Below are 19717 nucleotides of genomic sequence, written 5' to 3' on the forward strand. Positions count from 1 at the left end.
CGCCCCGTCGGAGCCGGCCGATGGCTGACTCCCCCCGCCGCGGAGCCCCCGCACCCGACTCCGAGGCCGCCCGCGTCTACCGCCACCTCAAGGAGGTGTTCGGCGCCGACGGCCCGCGCCGCATCCGGAAGACCGTCGAGCGCGCCGAGCCCAAGGGCGACGCGATCCCGTTCGGCAAGGGCCGCGACCCGCACGACCTCGGCGACGTCCTCGACTCCCTCACCGTGAAGCTCGGCTGGACGGCGCCGCTGGCGCAGGGCGACCTGATGTCGTCGTGGACGGCGATCGCCGGCGAGGAGACCGCGAAGCACTCGACTCCGGTGGGCGTCGTCGACGGCGTGCTGACGGTCGCGTGCGAGTCCACGGCGTGGTCGACGCAGCTCCGGCTGATGCGGATCGAGATCATGGACCACATCGCCGTGAACTTCCCCGACGCGGGCATCGCGTCGATCCGTTTCCAGGGCCCGGACGTCCCGAACTGGAAAAAGGGTCCCAGGTCGATTCCAGGGCGTGGTCCGCGCGACACCTACGGCTGAGGACGCATTTTCGGTCGACCGCTGATCTTTCGCGCCTCAGATCGCCGTCCAGCGCTTCGGATCGACCCGGCACGCGGTAGAATGGAGGGCCGCCGAACCGCAGTGACGCCGCCGCGCGGGCGATCTCCAGATCACCGTGCGCGTCGCGACGGACCGTCAGAGGAGAACTCCACAGCTATGACTCACGAGCCGAACGACTCCACGTCACCCGCAGCGAACGACCTGGACGCGAACGGCTCAGCAGCCCCCTCCGCTCCGCACGAGAGCATGTCGACCAAGTCGTCCGGCGACTACGGCGCGAACCAGATCCAGGTCCTCGAGGGCCTCGAGGCGGTCCGCAAGCGCCCCGGCATGTACATCGGATCCACGGGTCCGCGCGGTCTGCACCACCTGGTCTACGAGATCGTCGACAACGCCGTCGACGAGGCGCTCGCGGGCTACTGCGACAACATCGAGATCCTGATGCGCGCCGACGGAGGCGTCACCGTCTCCGACAACGGCCGCGGCATCCCGGTCGACATGCACCCGACCGAGGGCATCTCCACGGTCGAGCTGGTCCTCACCGTGCTGCACGCCGGCGGCAAGTTCGGCGGCGGCGGCTACGCGGTCTCCGGCGGCCTGCACGGCGTCGGCTCCTCCGTGGTCAACGCGCTGTCGACGCGCCTCGACGTCGAGGTCAAGCGCCAGGGCGCCGTGTACCGGATGAGCTTCACCGACGGAGTGCCGGACGCCCCGCTCGAGAAGGGCGAGGCCAGCGACGAGACCGGCACGACGATCACCTTCTGGCCCAACGCCGGCATCTTCGAGACGGTCGAGTTCGACTACGAGACCCTGCGCGCGCGCTTCCAGCAGATGGCGTTCCTCAACAAGGGCCTGCGCATCGCGCTGACCGACCAGAACGAGGTCGAGTTCGAGGGGGAGGGCGAGAACGAGACCGAGGGCGACCGGACCGACGTCTTCCACTACGAGAAGGGCCTCGTCGACTACGTCGAGTACATCAACTCGCTGAAGAAGTCGGACCTCGTGCACTCCGAGATCATCGATTTCGAGTCCGAGGACACCGAGCGCCGCATCTCGCTCGAGGTCGCCATGCAGTGGACCACGGCCTACACCGAGAGCGTCCACACCTACGCGAACACCATCAACACCCACGAGGGCGGCACCCACGAGGAGGGCTTCCGCGCCGCGCTGACCACTCTGGTCAACCGCTACGCGCGCGCGAACAACCTGCTCAAGGAGAAGGACGAGAACCTCTCGGGCGACGACATCCGCGAGGGCCTCACCGCCGTCGTGTCGATCAAGCTCGGCGAGCCGCAGTTCGAGGGCCAGACCAAGACGAAGCTCGGCAACACCGAGGCGAAGGCGTTCGTGCAGCGCGTGGCCGGCGAGCAGCTGGCCGACTGGTTCGACCGCAACCCGAGCCAGGCCAAGGACATCATCCGCAAGGCGATCCAGGCGGCCTCGGCCCGCATGGCGGCGCGCAAGGCGCGCGAGACCGCCCGCCGCAAGGGCCTGCTCGAGGGCGGCGGCATGCCGGGCAAGCTCAAGGACTGCCAGTCCAAGGACCCGTCGATCTCCGAGATCTTCATCGTCGAGGGCGACTCGGCGGGAGGATCCGCGGTGCAGGGCCGCAATCCCGAGACGCAGGCGATCCTCCCCCTCCGCGGCAAGATCCTCAACGTCGAGAAGGCGCGGCTCGACCGCGCTCTCGGCAACAACGAGGTCCAGGCGATGATCACGGCGTTCGGCGCCGGCATCGGCGAGGACTTCAACCCGGACAAGGCGCGGTACCACAAGATCATCCTGATGGCCGACGCCGACGTCGACGGCCAGCACATCACGACGCTGCTGCTGACGCTCCTCTTCCGCTACATGCGCCCGCTGATCGACCTCGGCTACGTGTACCTCGCGCAGCCGCCGCTGTACCGCCTCAAGTGGTCGAACTCCCCGCACGAGTACGTCTACAGCGACCGCGAGCGCGACGCCCTGATCGCGCACGGCTCGGCGACCAACAAGCGCATGCCCAAGGAGAACGGCATCCAGCGCTACAAGGGCCTCGGCGAGATGGACTACAAGGAGCTGTGGGAGACCACGATGGACCCCGCCACGCGGACCCTCCTCCAGGTCACGCTCGACGACGCGGCCGCGGCCGACGAGATCTTCTCCACTCTCATGGGCGAGGACGTCGAGTCCCGCCGTTCCTTCATCCAGAAGAATGCGAAGGACGTGCGCTTCCTCGACATCTAGACGTCGAGGAAGCGGACGTCCTTCGAGAGGCGGCGGCCGGGCGGTCCAGTGGACCGCCCTCGCGACCACCTCGAACACGTGACGGCGGCCCTCGATGGGTCGCATCCTCGACCAGAACGCGACAGAGGCCCTCACCGGCCCGCACACCGACGACACACCTGACACCCAGCGCGACCGCCGCCCCCGCTCCTCCGGGGCACGGACCCACCTGAGAGACCAGAGACCATGGCAGAAGAACCCACCACCCCCACCGGCCCGGACGAGAGCGACGACATCGTCACCGAGACCGGTGTGGTGATCCACGGTCACGACAAGATCGAGCCGGTCGACCTGCAGCTCGAGATGCAGCGCTCCTACCTCGATTACGCGATGAGCGTCATCGTCGGGCGAGCCCTGCCGGAGGTGCGCGACGGCCTGAAGCCCGTGCACCGCCGCGTGATCTACGCCATGTACGACGGCGGCTACCGTCCCGACAAGGCGTTCTCGAAGTGCTCGCGCGTCGTCGGCGACGTGATGGGCCAGTTCCACCCGCACGGCGACTCCGCGATCTACGACGCGCTGGTCCGCCTGGTGCAGCCGTGGAGCCTCCGCTACCCGCTCGCGCTCGGGCAGGGCAACTTCGGCTCCCCCGGCAACGACGGCGCGGCCGCCCCCCGGTACACCGAGACCAAGATGGCGCCGCTCGCGCTCGAGATGGTCCGCGACATCGACAAGAACACCGTCGACTTCCAGGACAACTACGACGGCCGCACGCGCGAGCCGGCGATCCTGCCGGCCCGGTTCCCGAACCTGCTCGTCAACGGCTCCGTCGGCATCGCGGTCGGCATGGCGACCAACATCCCGCCGCACAACCTGCGCGAGGTCGCCGCCGGCGCGAAGTGGGCGCTCGAGAACCCGGACGCGACGCGCGAGGAGCTCCTCGAGGCGCTGCTGCAGCGGATCAAGGGACCCGACTTCCCCACCGGTGCGCAGATCCTCGGCGTCCGCGGCATCCAGGACGCGTACCGCACCGGCCGCGGCTCGATCACGATGCGCGCCGTCGTCTCCATCGAGGAGATCCAGGGCCGCACCTGCCTCGTCGTCACCGAGCTGCCGTACCAGGTGAACCCGGACAACCTGGCGATCAAGATCGCCGAGCTGGTCAAGGACGGGCGCGTCTCGGGCATCGCCGACATCCGCGACGAGACCTCCGGTCGCACCGGCCAGCGCCTCGTCGTCGTCCTCAAGCGCGACGCCGTGGCGAAGGTGGTGCTGAACAACCTCTACAAACACACGCCGCTGCAGGAGAACTTCGGCGCGAACATGCTCGCGATCGTCGACGGCATCCCGCGCACGCTCTCGCTCGACGGCTTCATCCGCGCGTGGGTCGACCACCAGGTCGAGGTCATCGTGCGCCGCACCCAGTACCTCCTCGACGAGGCGGAGGCGCGGATCCACATCCTGCGCGGCTACCTCAAGGCGCTCGACGCGCTCGACGAGGTCATCGCCCTCATCCGCCGCTCCCCCACCGTGGAGGAGGCGCGCGACGGCCTGATGGAGCTGCTCGACATCGACGAGGTGCAGTCCCGCGCCATCCTCGACATGCAGCTGCGCCGCCTCGCGGCCCTCGAGCGCCAGAAGATCATCGACGAGCACGACCGGATCCAGGCCGAGATCGAGGACTACAAGTCGATCCTCGCGAGCCCGGAGCGCCAGCGCACGATCATCTCGGACGAGCTCGACGAGATCGTCGACCGCTTCGGCGACGACCGCCGCACCGAGATCCTCTTCGGGTTCGACGGCGACATGAGCGTCGAGGACCTGATCCCCGAGGAGGAGATGGTCGTCACCGTCACCCGCGGCGGCTACCTCAAGCGCACCCGGAGCGACTCCTACCGGGCGCAGCACCGCGGCGGCCGCGGTGTGCGCGGCGCGCAGCTGAAGGCCGACGACATCGTCGAGCACTTCTTCGTCACCACTACGCACCACTGGCTCCTGTTCTTCACGAACACCGGCCGCGTGTACCGCGCCAAGACCTACGAGCTGCAGGAGGCCGGCCGCGACGCCAAGGGCCAGCACATCGCGAACCTGCTCGCGCTCGAGCCGGGGGAGCAGATCGCGCAGATCCTCGACATCCGCGACTACGAGGCGGCCCGCTACCTCGTGCTCGCCACGCGCGACGGCCTCGTGAAGAAGACGGCCCTCTCGGAGTACGACACGAACCGCTCCGGCGGCATCATCGCGATCAAGCTGCGCGACGGCGACGAGCTCGTCTCGGCGCTCCTGGTCGAGGAGGACAGCGACGTGCTGCTGGTCTCCCGCAAGGGCATGTCGATCCGCTTCACCGCGTCCGACGAGGCGCTGCGTCCGATGGGCCGCTCCACCTCCGGAGTCCGCGGCATGTCGTTCCGCGGAGAGGACCGCCTCCTCGACGCCAACGTCGTCAGCGACGAGGGCTTCGTGTTCGTGGTCACCGAGGGCGGCTACGCCAAGCGCACCGCGGTCGACCAGTACCGCCTCCAGGGACGCGGCGGGCTGGGCATCAAGGTGGCCAAGCTGGAGGAGAAGCGCGGCGACCTCGTGGGCGCCATCATCACCGGAGAGGACGACGAGGTGCTCGTCGTGCTCGCCAGCGGCAAGGTGGTACGCTCTGCGGTGGCCGAGGTACCGGCCAAGGGTCGCGACACCATGGGAGTCGTCTTCGCACGATTCGCTGAGGACGACCGCATCATCGCACTCGCCAAGAACACCGAACGCAATCTCGACGCCCAGGACGAGGATCCCGACGCCGCGGCGCCGGCCGAGTCCGCCCCGGTGTCGGAGGAGGATGGGTCCGTAGATGAGTAGCACCGTCGCCGAGAAGCTCGCCAGGAAGTCCGCGAAGAGCCCGGCGGCGAAGCAGGTCCGCCTGAAGCTCGTCTACGTCGACTTCTGGTCGGCCGTGAAGCTCTCGTTCCTGCTGGGTCTGACGCTCGCGATCATCACGATCGTCGTCGTCTACCTGGTCTACACGGTCCTGGCCCAGACGGGCGTGTTCGACGAGGTCAACGGCCTCGTGCAGGACATCGCCGGCGCCGAGGCGTTCGACCTCAACACGATCATCTCGCTGCCGCAGGTCATGGGCTTCGCGATCGTCGTCGCGGTGCTGAACACCATCGTCACCACCGCGCTCGGCGCGATCGTGGCGCTGCTGTACAACCTCAGCGTCAAGATCACCGGCGGCCTCCTGGTGGGCTTCACCAACCAGTAGGGCGCACGGTCCGGCCGATTGGGATTCCTGCTCGATGTCGGGTAGAGTCTCCTCTGGCCATTCCGGGGGTATAGCTCAGGCGGTTAGAGCGCTTCACTGATAATGAAGAGGTCCCAGGTTCAAGTCCTGGTACCCCCACCCGGTCCGAACGGCCCGTCACCTCGCGGTGGCGGGCCGTTCGACTCTCGGAGACGGATCCCCCCGTCTCCGGCCCGGGGCCTTAGCTCAGTTGGTAGAGCGCCTGCTTTGCAAGCAGGATGTCAGGAGTTCGAATCTCCTAGGCTCCACACTTCCTCCCTCTCGCGGGTGCTTCCCCTTCGCCGGCCCTTCTGGTCCACCGGCCCGCGGCACTCCGGGTCCTCCGCCGTCGCGGGGTCACCGTGTCGAGGTCTTCGGCGGCCTCTCCTGTCGCCGACCGTGCGGTCCCCGCGATCGAGGTCGCCACTCGGACGGCCGAGCCACCCGCTCAGCGGTCCACGCAGGCGAGGCCGAGGAACTGCTGGACCGAGAGGGTCTCGGACGTGCCGTCGCGGATGTCGCCGACGATGATCTCACCGACGGAGAGCGTGTCGAACTGCTCGGCCGTGAAGACGACCGGGCGGGCGAGCACGGAGCGGTCGGTCGCGTAGGCGCTCAGCGCGAGGTCGACGCCGAGCGGGAACCGCTCGATCACCGTGTCGGCCGGCCAGACCGTGGATCCGGAGAGGTCGGTCGCGCCCAGCTGCGTGACCGGGGACGGGGAGACCCAGCGGGTGACCCTCCGCAGCCCGTCGCCGATGGTCAGGGGGGCGGAGTCGGAGGCGGCGAGGTCGAGGCCGTCGACGGACCCCGAGCACACGACGACGACCCCGAGGACCTCGCCTCGCTCGCCGCCCCGTCCGAGCCCGACCGCGGCCGTGGTCACCGGCTCCTCGGAGGCGCATCCCGAGAGCGCGAGGGCGCCGAGCAGAACGACGGTGCTCGCGAGCGCGGCGCGACGGTGCATGGGTCCTCCCGCGGCCACCCTACGCGGGCAGGGCGAGGGCCAGAGCGGCGAGAGCCTGCGGAAGGGAGGGAGCGCCCTCCGCTCGGAAGACCACCTCTCCGGCCGTGTCCCGCACGACGACCGTGGGGGTCGAGCGGATGCCGGCGGCCTCGGCCTCGACGGGGTGGAAGGCCACGTCGCGCTCGCGGATCTCGGCGGCGGGGACGAGCTCCGCGGCGCGCTCCAGCACCGAGCGCGCGGCATGGCAGGCGCCGCAGAAGGCGGAGGTGTAGAGCTCGACGATCACGACGAAGGGAACGCCGGGGCGCGGCCGGGGATTCCCGGGCACCGTCAGCGGAGGAGCCAGGCCTCGTTCATGGTGAGGGCCGCGTCGACGAGCTCGACGCGCTCCAGCTCCTCGACGTCGCTCAGGGGGAACCAGGCGGCGGCGTCCGTGGAGCCGTCCACCTCGTGCGTGAGCTCGCCGCCCACAATGCGGGCGCGGTAGACGACGCGGATGGCGTGCAGGGGGCCGGCCTCGGGATCGCTGCGGCGGTGCGCGGGGATCACGTGCGAGTCCACGCCGATGAGGGCCTCGAGCTCGGCACGGTAGCCCGTCTCCTCGAAGATCTCGCGGACCGCGGCGTCGGCGGGCGACTCGCCCTCGTCGATCCCGCCGCCCGGAAGCGTCCAGGCCGACCAGGGGCCCTGGCTCCAGTGCGCGAGCAGCATCCGCTCGCCGTCGATGATCACGCCGTACGCGGCGACCCGGATGTCCACCGCAGAAGCCTAACCCGGGCATGCGAAGGAGCCGGACCCCCAGAGGGGCCCGGCTCCAGCGACGAGAACGTCAGGAAGCGGTCGAGGCCGCGTTCTGCGCGGCGCTCTGCGGCTCGTCCTCGGCGACCCACAGCTCGTCGTCGGCGCGGAACGTCTGCCAGACGGCGTAGCCGATGCCGCCGACGGCGACCAGCGCGGCGCCGATCGCGAAGACCGTGCCGACCTTGTTCTTCTTCTTCGGGGGAGTGGTGAGCTCCTCCCAGCGCGCCTTCGAGATCTCGGCGAGCTTCGCGCGGTTCTTCGAGTCCTTGGCGGCCTCGAAGGCGGCGGCGGCCGTACCGCCCACAGCGGCGAAGGTCGGGACGACCTTGTGCTTGTAGGCGTTGCGGGCCGAGGAGTACGTGCCCTCGACGGCCGAGACGCCGTTGTCGTAGACCGGCTTGACGCGCGAGTCGTACGTGTCCTTGACGAAGGGGACGAGCTCCTTCTTGGCGTACTTCGACGCGTGGCGGCGGCTCTTCTCGAGCACGGAGGCCGCGTGCGCCAGCACCTCCTGCTGCTCGCCCCAGACCGCCTCGGCGTTCTTGCGAAGACGCTTGAGGTCCTTCTTGTGCTTACGTGACAGACCCATGTTGGTCCTCCATCGGCTACGAGCAGCGAACGCCTCAATACTGCCACTCATCGATCGGCGTCCGCATCGCGCACCCAGCGCATTGACACCGGGCGTTGCAGGGGCCTACAGACGCGCTGTGCGAGAATCCGAGCATGCCTTTGCACACCGCAGTCGCGACGTTCCACACCAACAAGGGCGACATCGTCGTCAACCTCTACGGGAACCACGCTCCCAAGACGGTCCGCAACTTCGTCGGTCTCGCGACCGGCGACATCGAGTGGACCCACCCCGCCACGGGTGCGAAGACGAAGGAGCCGCTCTACAACGGCACCGTCTTCCACCGCATCATCCCCGACTTCATGCTCCAGGGCGGCGACCCGCTCGGTCAGGGCATCGGCGGCCCGGGGTACCAGTTCGACGACGAGATCAACTCGGAGCTCGACTTCACCCAGCCCTACATCCTCGCGATGGCGAACGCCGGCAAGCAGGCGGGCCGCGGCACCAACGGCTCGCAGTTCTTCATCACCGTGGCGCCGACCACCTGGCTCCAGGGCAAGCACACCATCTTCGGCGCCGTCGCCGACGAGGAGTCGAAGAAGCTCGTGCAGTCGCTCTCGGCTGTTCCCACCGACGGCCGTGACAAGCCGCTCGAGGACGTCGTGATCGAGAGCGTCGAGATCACCGAGGTCTGATCGCCTCATCCACCACTCATTCGAGGGCCGGGTCCGTCAGGGCCCGGCCCTCGTTCTCCCCGGAGGCACGTCCGTGACCCAGGTCCCGCCGAGCAGCACCTACTCCTGCTACCGACACCCCGACCGGCAGAGCTTCGTGCGCTGCCAGCGGTGCGGCCGCACCATCTGCGGCGAGTGCCAGACGCCCGCTCCGGTCGGCGTGATCTGCCCGGACGACATGGCGCAGCAGCGCGCCACCGCACCGCGCACCCGCGGTCCCCTCCTCTCCCGCGTGCGGGCCATGACCCGTGCCGACCAGCCGACGGTGACCTACGCGATCATCGCGCTCTGCATCGTGCTGTGGATCGTCGAGATCCTTCCCTTCGTCGGCGGGCCGGCGGTCAACGCGCTCCTGTACGCCCCCGCCTACACGCTCCCCGGCTTCGGCGCCGGCTTCGAGCCGTGGCGGATGCTCACCTCGGTGTTCCTCCACAGCACGTCGCTCTTCATCGTCATCCCGTTCCACCTGGTGCTGAACATGTACACGCTGTGGGTGTTCGGCATGGTGCTCGAGCGCATGCTGGGCCGCGGGCGCTACCTCACCCTCTTCCTCCTGAGCGGTTTCGCCGGATCGGTGGGCGTCCTGCTCCTTGCGAACCCGTTGACCCCGGTGATCGGCGCCTCCGGTGCGATATTCGGGCTGATGGGCGCGTACCTGGTGATCCTCCGGCACCTGGGCGGTCAGGCGTCGCAGCTGCTGGTGCTGGTCGGACTGAACCTCGTCATCGGCTTCCTGCCCGGGATGAACGTGGCGTGGCAGGCGCACGTCGGCGGTCTGGTGGCGGGCGCGCTCATCGGGCTGGTCTTCACGAAGACGCGGCAGCGCGCCCAGCGGCGCACGCAGAACCTCCTCGTCGGGCTCATCGGAGTCGGACTGGTCGCGATCACCGCCGGCGCCTACGTCCTCGGCTGATCCCTCCCCCTCCCGCAGCGGCGGGTCCGGCAGTGCCTCGCGCACTCCCGGGCCCGCCGCTTCGTCGTTCCCGTGGCGACCGTCTCCACCGCTGTCCACAGGTGCTCTCAACAGGTGGGGAGGAAGTTATCCACAGAGTTGTTAACACTGGGGAGAACGTCCCGGGTGTCCTCCTCGGGAGGACGATCCGGGGACGGCGGCGCGTCCGAGGACCGGCGGACTGGTGCGGATCCGGGCCCTCCTCACCTCGAGCAGGCCAGCGCGGCGGGGACCGCGGAGTTCTCCACAGGAGATTCCACAGCTGGGGATAATTACAGCGGTGTAGTTCTCCGGCGGACGGCCACCAGGGCCGTCGCCTCACGGTCGTCGTCGCGGTGCAGCGAGGTGGCGAACCCGGCCGCCTGGAACGCCGAGGCACTCGCCGCGGCCTGATCCGCGCCGACCTCGATCACGACGACGCCGTGGGGTGCGAGCCACGCCCCCGCCTCCTGAGCGATACGGCGGTGCAGGGCTAGCCCATCCGACCCGCCGTCGAGCGTGAGCATCGGCTCGTGCACCCGGGCCTCCGGCGGCATGAGCGCGATCGCCGCGGTGGGGACGTAGGGGGCGTTGACGACCACGACGTCGATCCGCCCGCGCTCACTCCGGGGGAGCGCGTCGAAGAGGTCGCCCTCGTGGACGTCGCCGCGGCCTGCGAGCGTGCGGCGCGCGCAGGCGACGGCGGCGGGGGAGAGGTCGGCCGCGAGCAGGCGGACGTCCGGCCGCTCCTCGGAGATCGACCGGGCGAGGGCGCCGGATCCGCAGCAGAGGTCGAGCAACACCGCGCCGTCCGGGAGGACCTCCAGGGCGCAGTCGACCAGCCACTCGGTGCGCACGCGGGGCACGAAGACGCCGGGTGCGACGGGGACGCGCAGGCCGCGGAAGGCGACCCAGCCGAGGATCTGCTCGAGGGGCTCGCCCGTCTCGCGGCGACGGAGCAGCAGCTCGAGGTCGGAGGGGGAGTCGGCGGCCTCCTCGAGCAGGCCCGCCTCCTCCTCGGCGAAGACGCAGCCGGCGGTGCGCAGACGCTCCACCGACGACGAACGCCCCGTCGGCGGACCGGACGGGGCGTCGTTCACGACTGGGGGAGGCTCAGCGCCAGCGCGTCGTCATCAGGAAGCCGATGAACGCGATGCCGAAGCCGATCAGGATGTTGAGGTTGCCGAGATCGGGGATCGGCAGGGTGCCCTGGCTCACGTAGAAGACGATGATCCAGGCGAGTCCGAGCAGCATGAAGCCGAACATCACCGGCTTGAACCAGACCGGATTCGGTGCGTTCTCGCCGGTCCGGGCCTCGTCGCGCTCGGGCTTCGGGCTCTTCGTCGCTCGTGCCATGCCGACCACTGTACCTGGCGGAGGCTCCGGGCCGGGAGCACCGGGGCTGCGCGGGTGCTGTGCGGACTCGCGGAGCGGCCGGTGCAGGCGCTCGAGTGGTCCCATCGGCCCTCCTCAGGCGGCGACTCGGGAGGGCTCTCCACAGGTCCGGATCATGCGCCACAGCCGGTCACGGCTCGCGCCTAGACTCGTCGCATGACCGCCCAGAACCCCGACGGGGCGGCTCTGCGGCCGCGAGCGAAGCGACGGAGGGCCCGCCCGGTCCGACGACTCTCGTTCTTCGGAGTCGTCGGCGAGCTCCTGATGACCGCCGGCGTCCTGGTCCTGCTCTTCCTGGCCTGGCAGCTCTGGTGGAACGACGCGGTGATCGCGGGCCGGCAGACGACGCAGGCGGCGGAGCTCCGCGAGACCTGGGGCGATTCCTCTCCGGCACCGCAGCCGACCGAGGCCGCCCCGGCGGAGCCGGTCGTCGCGTCGGTCGCCGCCCTCGACTCCTCCTTCGGCAACCTCTACATCCCGCGCTACGGCGAGGGGTGGGTGCGCACGATCGCCGAGGGCATCGACGCCGAGAACGTGCTCGACGAGGGGAGCATCGGCCACTACCCCGGGACGCAGATGCCCGGTCAGGCCGGCAACTTCGCGCTCGCCGCGCACCGCAGCGCGTACGGCGGAGGCATGCACCTGATCGACGAGCTCCAGCTCGGCGATCCGATCTACATCGAGACGGCGGACGGCTGGTACACCTACCGCTTCCGCAACCTCGAGTACGTCCAGCCCTCCGACGTCCAGGTGATCGACCCGGTCCCGTGGACTCCGGACGCGGCTCCGACCGACCGCCTGATCACGCTGACGAGCTGCAACCCGCTCTACTCGACGGCCGAGCGGATCATCGCGTACGGCGTCTTCGACTCGTTCCAGCCGCGGTCCGCGGGCGCCCCCGCCGAGATCGCCGCCTCGCTGGCTCAGGAGGGCTGACCGTGTACGCAGCGCTGTGGCGGCTCCTTCCCGGGCCGTGGTGGGTCCGCCTCCTGATCGTCCTCGTCCTCGTCGCGGCGGTCCTGGTGGCGCTCGACGAGTGGGTGTTCCCCTGGGTGCAGTCGCTCGTGCTCGACCGGAACGTGACCGTCGGCTCGTGACCGCCGGCGCGGCCCCGCGGATCCTGGTCGTCGACCACCACGACAGCTTCGTCTTCACGCTCGTCTCGTACCTCCGCGAGCTCGGTGCCGAGGTCGACGTGGTCGAGGGCGACGACCTCGGCACGACGGCGCTCCTGGCTCGCGCGGAGGAGGCGGACGGAGTCCTGGTCTCACCCGGGCCGGGCCGTCCCGAGGACGTCCCCGCGTCGACGGCGCTCGTGCAGCGGGCGGAGGCGACCGGGCGGCCGCTGCTCGGAGTCTGCCTCGGCCACCAGGTGCTCGCCCACGCTCTCGGTGCCCGCGTCACGGAGGCGCCGGAGCTGCTGCACGGCCGGACGTCCGCGGTCCTCCACGACGGAGATCCGCTCTTCGACGGCCTGCCCTCCGGATTCGCCGCGATGCGGTACCACTCGCTCGCGGTCGACGGTGAGAGCCTTCCCGAGGAGCTGCGGGTGACGGCGCGGACACCGGAGGGAGTGGTCATGGCCGTCCGGCACCGGAGTGCTCCGCTCGTGGGCGTGCAGTTCCATCCGGAGTCGGTCCTCACCGAGGGCGGGCGGCGCCTTCTCGAGAACTGGCTGCGCGAGGTGAGGCCGGGCGGAGCGTCCGTATCGGCCGACGACACGCCCGGACTCTCGATCCCGGCTCGATGAATTGGAATTCGCCGGGCTTATCGGGCTCGTTATCGAGTCGAGAGCATTGAGAATGATCAGCGACCACCGTCCCCCGAACGGGGATGCCGCCCTGAGTGCGTTCTCACGTAGAAATCCGCCATCTGACGGCTAAATGACGGCGGGCGGAGGAGAACGCCGCGACAGGGTATGAGCGTGACCTTGTCCACCCCCTTGCGCACCCCCCGATCAGGTGGCGGGATTTGACGGGCTCCCGGCGGAGGATGCGGCCCCTTTTCGCTGCATAATCAGAGGGCGTCGACAGGGGGTCGGCGCCACAAGAGAAGTCCGGGGGGACCAGATGGTCGCATCGATCTCCTGGGCTTTCTCGGGAATCCGAGAGCTCGAGAATCTCGGACCGCGCATCGTCGTCAAACCCGGCACCGTTCCGAGCATCACCGGTTCGGGATTCGGCACCGCCGATTTGAGCGTCGTGCTGATGACGGTCTCGCCGCTGCGCGTCCTCCGCGGGACGTGGCCGGCCGACGACACCTCCTTCCTCACTTTCAGCTTCCTCATCGACGGCTTCGTGCGCATGGTCGCCCCGGACCGAACGGTGCTGCTGCGTCCGGGCTCGATCTCGTACCAGCAGGGGACGACGACGTTCACGACCGAGTCGACGACTCCGGCCACGATCCTCCACCTCTCGCTGCGCGCCGACGAGATGCGCCGCTACGGCTTCGACACCTCGGCCCCGGTCTACGCGCTCGATCCCGACGCCCGGTCCACCCGCGCCGCGTACGCCTTCACGACCGCCTTCGCCCTCGCGGCGGAGTCGGGGACGGGGCTGCCCGGCGAGGGCGAGGTCACCGGCTTCGCCCACGTGGTCAAGCAGCTCCTCACCAGCGCGTTCCTCGCGGCGGCGAGCTCGCAGCCCGGCACCACGAGCGTGCGAGCCGCCACGCTAGGGCGCGCGCGCACGGTCATCGACCGGACGCACCGCACGCCGCGCTGCACTCCGGAGGCGGTGGCCGACGCGGTCAACGTGTCCACCCGCTCCCTCCAGCGGCTCTTCGAGGATGCGGGCACCACGGTCGCGAGCGAGATCGAGCGATCCCGGGTCGCCAGCGCCGTGGAGCTCCTGCGCCGCCGCCCGCGGGAGGTCCCGCTCGAGGCGATCGCCGCCGCGTCCGGATTCTCCTCGGCGGACCACCTCCGCCGTGCGCTCAAGCGCCGCGAGGGGCTCACCCCGAGCGACATCCGCGGCAGGATCGCGCGCCCCGCCGATGGATCGGCAGCCGGCGAGGTCGTGCGGCTCCAGCCCCCGCTCGCCGACGCGCGCAGGGCCTAGCCGTTCAGCTCGGGGCCGTCGGCCCCCGTGTAGCATCGAACCCGACGAGCAACGTCCGGACGAGCCCTTCTCGGCGCGCAGAGCAGCGACCCGGCCTCCACTGGGCACCGTCGGCCGACGCCGCAGCCGCAGCGGGCTGCAGGCCGGGTCAGCCCGCGCAGTATCCGAGCTGGACGGTCGATCCCTGCGGGACGTCGCCCGGAGCCAGGGACTGGGTCGTGATGGGCGGGTTCGCCCGGGTTGCGTCGCAGGTCTCGTCCGGGACCTCGACCCCCACGAGCTGCAGCTTCTCGGAGGCGAGGGTGGCCAGTGCGCTGCTGAGGGACGTCCCGACGAGGTCGGGGAGCGTGACCTGGCCGGAGGAGACGGTGAGGTCGACCGGCGTGCCCGGGGCGACCTGCTGTCCCGCTCCGGGGGAGGCGGAGAGCACGACGTCGCCCGGGACGGTCGGCGAGTTCTCGCGGGTCTGGGAGCCCTCGACGAAGCCGACGGCGGTGAGCGCGTCGATGGCCTCGGCGAGGCTCTGCCCGACGGTGTCCGGCACGGCGACGGGCTGCGGGCCCTGGGACACGACGATGCGGATGACCGTCTCGGGTGCGACGATCGTGCCCGAGCCCGGATCCGTGCGGATCACCTCGCCCTCGGGGACGGTCGAGCTGTACTCCGCGACCTGGCTCGGCACGAGATCGAGCTCGGTCAGGGTCGACTGGGCGCTGTCGTAGGTGGTCTCGGTGAGGGTGGGGACCTCGCGCGACTGCGACGGCAGCGTGGACGCGGGCTGGAGCGTCAGCACCCAGATCACGAGTGCGGCGACGATCACGGCCAGCACGACGATCGAGGACCAGATCCAGAGGACCGGCGGGCGGCGCTGGGTGCGGACGATCGAGTTGTCCTCGGCCAGCTGGCGGAGGGCGAGCTCGGAGTCGTTGACTCCACCCTGGCTGCGGGCCGCGAAGAGCGAGGTGGTCAGCTCGTCGATCGGGCGGTGGTCGGGGAGGCGTCCGGCGGCGGCGTCGCGCAGGTCGTCGCGGAACTCCGCAGCTCCCTGGAAGCGCTCGTAGCGGTCCTTCGAGAGTGCTCGGGCGACGACCGCGTCGAGTGCGGGGGTGACGGCCGGGTTGATGGAGCTCGGCGCCGGCGGCGTCTCGCTGACGTGCTGGTAGGCGACGGCCACCGGGGTGTCGCCGCGGAAGGGCGCACGGCCGGTGAGGAGCTCGAAGAGCACGATGCCGGCGGAGTAGAGGTCGCTGCGGGCGTCGACCTGCTCGCCCTTCGCCTGCTCGGGGGAGAAGTAGGCCGCGGTGCCGAGGATCGCCGTGGTCTGAGCGACCGTGGCGGCGGAGTCGGAGACGGCGCGGGCGATCCCGAAGTCCATCACCTTCACCTGGCCCGACGGGGTCAGCATGATGTTGCCGGGCTTGATGTCGCGGTGGACGACGCCTGCGCGGTGCGAGTACTCGAGGGCGGTGAGGATGCCCTCCGTGATGCGGACGGCCTCGTCCACGTCGAGGGGGCCCTCGGCGATCAGGTCCTTGAGGAGGCGGCCCTCGATGTGCTCCATGACGATGAAGGGCCGGCGCGACTCGGCGCCGTTGTCGTCGAGCGAGACCTCCTCGCCCGCGTCGAAGACCCGGACGATCGTGGGGTGCGACATGCGCGACGCGGACTGCGCCTCCTGCCGGAACCGCAGGCGGAAGGCGGAGTCGGAGGAGAGGGAGAGCTTCAGCTCCTTGATGGCGACGGTGCGGCCGAGCCGGGTGTCGGTGCCGAGGTACACCTCGGACATCCCGCCGCGGCCGAGCCGGGGCCCGACCTGGTACCGTCCCGCGATCAGGCGACCCTCATCCGTCACGCGCACGCTCCCGCCCTGTACTTCCGTGTGGTGCGGCCCCGAGGAGCCACGGCAAGTGTACCTATGGGCCCCTGGTGTTCCGGGCGGGGGCGCGACGCGACGGCCCCGAGGCGCCGGGCCGGAGCGGTGCCCCGGGCCGGCGCGCCGCCGCTACTCGGAGGGGGTGGGCGTCGAGGTGGCCTTCGAGGTGGGGGTCGGCGCCGGGGTCGGAGCCGGCTCCTCGACGGTGACGGAGAGGGTGGGCGAGGCCGCCGACTCCGAGTCGCCGCAGAGCACGGTGTACGTGACGTCGATCGTGCCCGCCGTGGTGCCGGCCTGGATCGTCGCGGTCGTCGAGTTCGACGGGTTGGTGCTCGTCACGCTCGCGCCCTCACCGGTCGCGGTCACCCGGTAACCACTCACGGAGGTTCCGCTCGGGCACTGGTTGTAGTTGCTCCAGGTGACGTTGAACGTCGCGCCCGCCTCGACGCTGGAGGCGGCGGGGGTGACGGTCGGCACGGCGGTCGGTGCGTCCGGGGTCGCGACCTCGGTGAAGACGGAGACCTCGATGGTCGTGCCCTTCACCACGTTCGCGGTGGGGTTCACGTCCTCGACGAGTCCGACCTGCTCGGCGGTGGGGGCGCTCGGACCGTCCGCGCGGCGGACGCCCATGCCCAGGGCCTCGAGCTCGGTCTCGACGTCGTCGAAGGAGCGCCCGACGTAGTCGGCCTTGTCGATGACGACCGTGTTCGAGGTCGGCGTCGGCGTGGGACTCGGAGTCTCGGACGGCGTCGGCGACGGGGCCGTGCTGGTCGTCGCGGTGGGGGAGGCGGCCGGGTCGCTGCTCCCGCCGGTCGTCAGGGCGAAGATCGTGCCCGCGATGACGACGGCGAGGATCACGATGAGGGCGATCAGCGGCCAGGTCCAGGGGCTGCGCCTGCGCGGCTCCTCGGAGGCCTCGAGCGGCTCCTCGATCGGCACGAACGGAGCGGCGGCCGCGGCCGCGGGCGCGCCGGAGGGGAGCACCGTGGTCGCCTGCGTCTCGCCCTGGTTGGAGGGGAGGACCGTGGTCGCCTGCGTCGCGGGCAGGTCGCTGAGGACCGCGGGGACGGCCAGCGCCGCTCCGCGCACGTCGCCCGAGCGCAGCGCCTGGGCCGCCCGCGCGAGGTGCGCGGCGGTGGCGGGGCGGTCGGCCGGCTTCTTGGCGATGCAGGAGTAGACGAGATTGCGCACCGGCTCCGCGACCGTGACCGGCAGCTCCGGCGGGGTGTCGTTGATCTGCGCCATTGCGATGGCGACCTGCGACTCGCCCGTGAAGGGGCGGCGCCCGGCCAGGCACTCGTACGCGACGATGCCCAGCGAGTAGATGTCGGTGGCGGGGGAGGCGGGCTGGCCGCTCGCCTGCTCCGGGGACAGGTACTGGACCGTGCCCATGACCTGCCCGGTCGCCGTCAGCGGGACCTGGTCGGCGATGCGCGCGATGCCGAAGTCGGTGATCTTGACGCGGCCGTCCGGCGTGATGAGCAGGTTGCCCGGCTTCACATCGCGGTGCACGAGGCCCGCGGCGTGCGCGGCGTGCAGGGCGAGCGCGGTCTGCGCGACGATGTCGAGGACCTTGTCGGTCGACAGGACGCGCTCGCGCTCGAGGACGGTCGAGAGCGCCTCGCCGGGGACGAGCTCCATGACCAGGTAGGCCGAGCCGTCCTCCTCGCCGTAGTCGTAGACGTTGGCGATGCCCTCGTGGTTGACCAGCGCCGCGTGGCGGGCCTCGGCGCGGAAGCGCTCGAGGAAGCCGGGGTCGCCGAGGTACTCGTCCTTCAGGATCTTGATCGCGATGGTGCGGCCGATGACGAGATCGGTCGCCTGCCACACCTCTCCCATGCCGCCGATGGCGATCCGGGACTGCAGCTCGTAGCGTCCCCCGAAGGTGAGGCCTGTCGTGGGTCTCATTTGTTCAGCACCGCCTCTAGTACCTGTTGTCCGATGGGTGCGGCGATCAGGTTGCCGTACCCGGTCTGGCCGAGCCCTCCACCGTTCTCCACGAGCACGGTGATGGCGTACTGCGGGTCGTCCGCAGGCGCGAAGCCGGTGAACCAGAGGGTGTACGGGTCGTCCCCGCCGTTCTCGGCGGTACCGGTCTTACCGGCCACAGTGACGCCCCCTATTGTTGCATTCGTCGCCGCGCCGCCCTGGACGCTGGCGACCATCATCGCCTTGACGGCGTCCGCGGTCTGCGTGCTCACCGCCCGGCCGAGCGACTTCTCCTGGAACTGCTGCAGCACGCTGAGGTCCTGCGAGCGGATCGAGTCGACCAGGTTCGGCTGCATCACCTCGCCGCCGTTCGCGATCGCCGCGGAGACCATGGCGATCTGCAGCGGCGTCGCGCGCACCTCGTACTGCCCGAAGGCGGTGAGGGCCGTCTGGGCGTCGTCCGTCTTCGTCGGGTAGGTGCTCGCCTCGACCGACATCGGGATCTCGAGCTCGGTGTCGAAGCCGAACTTCTCGGCCTGCGAGCGGATCGCGTCCGCTCCGAGCTGCACGCCCATCTCGGCCATCGGGACGTTGCAGGAGAGCGAGACGGCGGTGGCCAGCGTGACCGTCTCTCCGGAGCCGCAGAGACCGCCTCCGGAGTTGATCACCTGCGACGAGGAGCCGGGCAGCGTGTACGACTCGACGTTGGGGAAGCTCGAGTCGGCCGTGAAGCGGCCGGACTCGAGGGCGGCCGAGGCCACGACGAGCTTGAAGACGGAGCCGGGCGGGTTGAGCGAGCCGCCGATCGCCCGGTTCACGAGGGGCTCGGAGGAGTCGTCGTTCAGCGCCCGGTAGGCGGCGAGGACGTCGTCGGTGTCGTGGGAGGCGAGCGCGGTGGGGTCGAAGGTGGGCTTCGAGACCATCGCGAGGATGCGGCCGGTGGCCGGCTCGGTCACGACGACGGCCCCCGTGTAGTCGCCGAGCGCGTCGGAGGCGGCCTGCTGGGCGACCGGGTCGATCGAGAGCTCGACCGACGCGCCCTTCGGGTCCTGGCCCGTGACGAGGTTGTTGATCTCGTCGAAGAACTGCGAGTTCGAGGTGCCCGAGAGGTAGTCGTTGAGCGTGCGCTCGATGCCGGTGGTGCCCTGGTTCAGGGTGAAGTAGCCGGTCACGGCGGAGTAGAGCGGGCCGTTCGCGTACTGCCGCTGGAACTTGTAGAGGTCGTCCGACGGCGTCGAGGAGGCGATCGGCTGACCGCCGGCGAGGATCGCGCCGCGCTCGGTCGAGAAGCTCTCGTAGAGGGTCCGCGTGTTGCGGCCGTCCTCGTCGAGGGAGTCGGCCTGGATCACCTGAATGGTGGTGGTGGAGAGGAAGAGGGCCACGAACATCGTCAGCACGACGAGGCTCACCCGTTTGAGTTCTCGGTTCAT

The 19717-nt window shown here is 70.3% G+C and carries 19 protein-coding genes and 2 tRNA genes; 12 read left to right on the top strand and 9 right to left on the bottom strand.

The genetic code is table 11. The features are described from left to right. The first annotated feature begins 20 nt into the window (after positions 1-20). From C5C56_RS15010 to C5C56_RS15035, 6 genes are all read left to right on the top strand, one after another. On the top strand, positions 21-536 hold the full coding sequence (locus C5C56_RS15010; RefSeq protein ID WP_104319848.1) for a DUF721 domain-containing protein: 516 nt from the start codon (positions 21-23) through the stop codon (positions 534-536). A 267-nt stretch (positions 537-803) separates the two neighbouring features. Beyond that, complete coding sequence (gene gyrB / locus C5C56_RS15015; protein WP_208543372.1) at positions 804-2783, top strand: DNA topoisomerase (ATP-hydrolyzing) subunit B; 1980 nt, start codon at positions 804-806, stop codon at positions 2781-2783. A 225-nt stretch (positions 2784-3008) separates the two neighbouring features. After that, positions 3009-5609, top strand: coding sequence for a DNA gyrase subunit A (gene gyrA / locus C5C56_RS15020; protein ID WP_104222674.1), 2601 nt, complete (start codon positions 3009-3011; stop codon positions 5607-5609). Next, positions 5602-6012 (top strand): DUF3566 domain-containing protein, encoded by a 411-nt coding sequence (locus tag C5C56_RS15025; protein ID WP_104222673.1) that lies wholly within the window; start codon positions 5602-5604, stop codon positions 6010-6012. The genes gyrA and C5C56_RS15025 overlap by 8 nt, the downstream gene beginning before the upstream one ends. A 64-nt stretch (positions 6013-6076) precedes the next feature. Then, positions 6077-6150 (top strand) — tRNA-Ile (locus C5C56_RS15030). Between the two features lie 76 nt (positions 6151-6226). Then, positions 6227-6299: transfer RNA gene (locus C5C56_RS15035), tRNA-Ala, on the top strand. 179 nt (positions 6300-6478) lie between these two features. On the opposite strand, the gene C5C56_RS15040 is transcribed toward C5C56_RS15035, so the two are convergent. The 4 genes from C5C56_RS15040 to C5C56_RS15055 form a co-directional block, all read right to left on the bottom strand. After that, positions 6479-6997, bottom strand: coding sequence for a hypothetical protein (locus C5C56_RS15040; protein ID WP_104319849.1), 519 nt, complete (start codon positions 6995-6997; stop codon positions 6479-6481). A 19-nt stretch (positions 6998-7016) separates the two neighbouring features. Beyond that, positions 7017-7325 (bottom strand): thioredoxin family protein, encoded by a 309-nt coding sequence (locus C5C56_RS15045; RefSeq protein WP_258059325.1) that lies wholly within the window; start codon positions 7323-7325, stop codon positions 7017-7019. Positions 7326-7327: 2 nt separating this feature from the next. Continuing rightward, on the bottom strand, positions 7328-7756 hold the full coding sequence (locus C5C56_RS15050) for an NUDIX hydrolase (protein WP_104222671.1): 429 nt from the start codon (positions 7754-7756) through the stop codon (positions 7328-7330). A 70-nt stretch (positions 7757-7826) separates the two neighbouring features. Next, complete coding sequence (locus C5C56_RS15055; protein WP_104222670.1) at positions 7827-8387, bottom strand: hypothetical protein; 561 nt, start codon at positions 8385-8387, stop codon at positions 7827-7829. Positions 8388-8521: 134 nt separating this feature from the next. On the opposite strand from C5C56_RS15055, the gene C5C56_RS15060 reads away from it, so the two are divergent. Together C5C56_RS15060 and C5C56_RS15065 are read left to right on the top strand one after the other, a co-directional pair. After that, positions 8522-9061 carry a peptidylprolyl isomerase gene (locus tag C5C56_RS15060; protein ID WP_104222669.1) on the top strand — a complete coding sequence of 180 codons (540 nt, stop codon included), beginning with the start codon at positions 8522-8524 and terminating at the stop codon, positions 9059-9061. A gap of 73 nt (positions 9062-9134) precedes the next feature. Beyond that, positions 9135-10013, top strand: coding sequence for a rhomboid family intramembrane serine protease (locus tag C5C56_RS15065; RefSeq protein WP_104222668.1), 879 nt, complete (start codon positions 9135-9137; stop codon positions 10011-10013). A gap of 311 nt (positions 10014-10324) precedes the next feature. Here the strand turns inward: C5C56_RS15065 and C5C56_RS15070 are convergent, their stop codons facing one another. Both C5C56_RS15070 and C5C56_RS15075 read right to left on the bottom strand, forming a co-directional pair. Continuing rightward, positions 10325-11131, bottom strand: a complete 807-nt coding sequence (locus tag C5C56_RS15070) for a putative protein N(5)-glutamine methyltransferase (protein WP_181137612.1) — start codon at positions 11129-11131, stop codon at positions 10325-10327. Positions 11132-11144: 13 nt separating this feature from the next. Further along, positions 11145-11387, bottom strand: a complete 243-nt coding sequence (locus tag C5C56_RS15075; protein ID WP_104222667.1) for a cell division protein CrgA — start codon at positions 11385-11387, stop codon at positions 11145-11147. 195 nt (positions 11388-11582) lie between these two features. Between C5C56_RS15075 and C5C56_RS15080 the strand changes: the two genes are divergently transcribed. The 4 genes from C5C56_RS15080 (at position 11583) to C5C56_RS15090 (ending at position 14485) form a co-directional block, all read left to right on the top strand. Continuing rightward, on the top strand, positions 11583-12362 hold the full coding sequence (locus C5C56_RS15080; protein ID WP_104273228.1) for a class E sortase: 780 nt from the start codon (positions 11583-11585) through the stop codon (positions 12360-12362). A gap of 2 nt (positions 12363-12364) precedes the next feature. Next, entirely contained in the window at positions 12365-12523 is a 159-nt protein-coding gene (locus tag C5C56_RS18005; protein WP_167299010.1) for a hypothetical protein, read from the top strand. Further along, complete coding sequence (locus C5C56_RS15085) at positions 12520-13176, top strand: aminodeoxychorismate/anthranilate synthase component II (protein WP_104222665.1); 657 nt, start codon at positions 12520-12522, stop codon at positions 13174-13176. Before C5C56_RS18005 ends, C5C56_RS15085 begins: the two co-directional genes overlap by 4 nt. Positions 13177-13495: 319 nt before the next feature. Continuing rightward, the gene (locus tag C5C56_RS15090; RefSeq protein ID WP_104222664.1) at positions 13496-14485 is read left to right on the top strand and encodes a helix-turn-helix domain-containing protein; all 990 of its coding nucleotides are present in this window, start codon (positions 13496-13498) and stop codon (positions 14483-14485) included. Between the two features lie 148 nt (positions 14486-14633). Here the strand turns inward: C5C56_RS15090 and pknB are convergent, their stop codons facing one another. From pknB to C5C56_RS15105, 3 genes are all read right to left on the bottom strand, one after another. Further along, positions 14634-16337, bottom strand: coding sequence for a Stk1 family PASTA domain-containing Ser/Thr kinase (gene pknB, locus C5C56_RS15095; RefSeq protein WP_104222663.1), 1704 nt, complete (start codon positions 16335-16337; stop codon positions 14634-14636). 150 nt (positions 16338-16487) lie between these two features. Then, positions 16488-18266 (bottom strand): protein kinase, encoded by a 1779-nt coding sequence (locus tag C5C56_RS15100; protein WP_104319851.1) that lies wholly within the window; start codon positions 18264-18266, stop codon positions 16488-16490. Next, complete coding sequence (locus C5C56_RS15105) at positions 18263-19717, bottom strand: penicillin-binding protein 2 (RefSeq protein ID WP_104319852.1); 1455 nt, start codon at positions 19715-19717, stop codon at positions 18263-18265. Before C5C56_RS15105 ends, C5C56_RS15100 begins: the two co-directional genes overlap by 4 nt.

It is taken from the genome of Rathayibacter sp. AY1D1 (genome assembly GCF_002932635.1).
Lineage (GTDB): Bacteria > Actinomycetota > Actinomycetes > Actinomycetales > Microbacteriaceae > Rathayibacter.

Bases quoted from the DNA above. Each gene is read 5' to 3' on its own strand.
- gyrA (WP_104222674.1), top strand. From the start codon at position 3,009: ATGGCAGAAGAACCCACCACCCCCACCGGCCCGGACGAGAGCGACGAC.
- C5C56_RS15105 (WP_104319852.1), bottom strand. From the start codon at position 19,717: ATGAACCGAGAACTCAAACGGGTGAGCCTCGTCGTGCTGACGATGTTC.
- C5C56_RS15055 (WP_104222670.1), bottom strand. From the start codon at position 8,387: ATGGGTCTGTCACGTAAGCACAAGAAGGACCTCAAGCGTCTTCGCAAG.
- C5C56_RS15025 (WP_104222673.1), top strand. From the start codon at position 5,602: ATGAGTAGCACCGTCGCCGAGAAGCTCGCCAGGAAGTCCGCGAAGAGC.
- C5C56_RS15075 (WP_104222667.1), bottom strand. From the start codon at position 11,387: ATGGCACGAGCGACGAAGAGCCCGAAGCCCGAGCGCGACGAGGCCCGG.
- C5C56_RS15100 (WP_104319851.1), bottom strand. From the start codon at position 18,266: ATGAGACCCACGACAGGCCTCACCTTCGGGGGACGCTACGAGCTGCAG.
- C5C56_RS15040 (WP_104319849.1), bottom strand. From the start codon at position 6,997: ATGCACCGTCGCGCCGCGCTCGCGAGCACCGTCGTTCTGCTCGGCGCC.
- C5C56_RS15060 (WP_104222669.1), top strand. From the start codon at position 8,522: ATGCCTTTGCACACCGCAGTCGCGACGTTCCACACCAACAAGGGCGAC.
- C5C56_RS15090 (WP_104222664.1), top strand. From the start codon at position 13,496: ATGGTCGCATCGATCTCCTGGGCTTTCTCGGGAATCCGAGAGCTCGAG.
- C5C56_RS15080 (WP_104273228.1), top strand. From the start codon at position 11,583: ATGACCGCCCAGAACCCCGACGGGGCGGCTCTGCGGCCGCGAGCGAAG.
- gyrB (WP_208543372.1), top strand. From the start codon at position 804: ATGTCGACCAAGTCGTCCGGCGACTACGGCGCGAACCAGATCCAGGTC.
- C5C56_RS15010 (WP_104319848.1), top strand. From the start codon at position 21: ATGGCTGACTCCCCCCGCCGCGGAGCCCCCGCACCCGACTCCGAGGCC.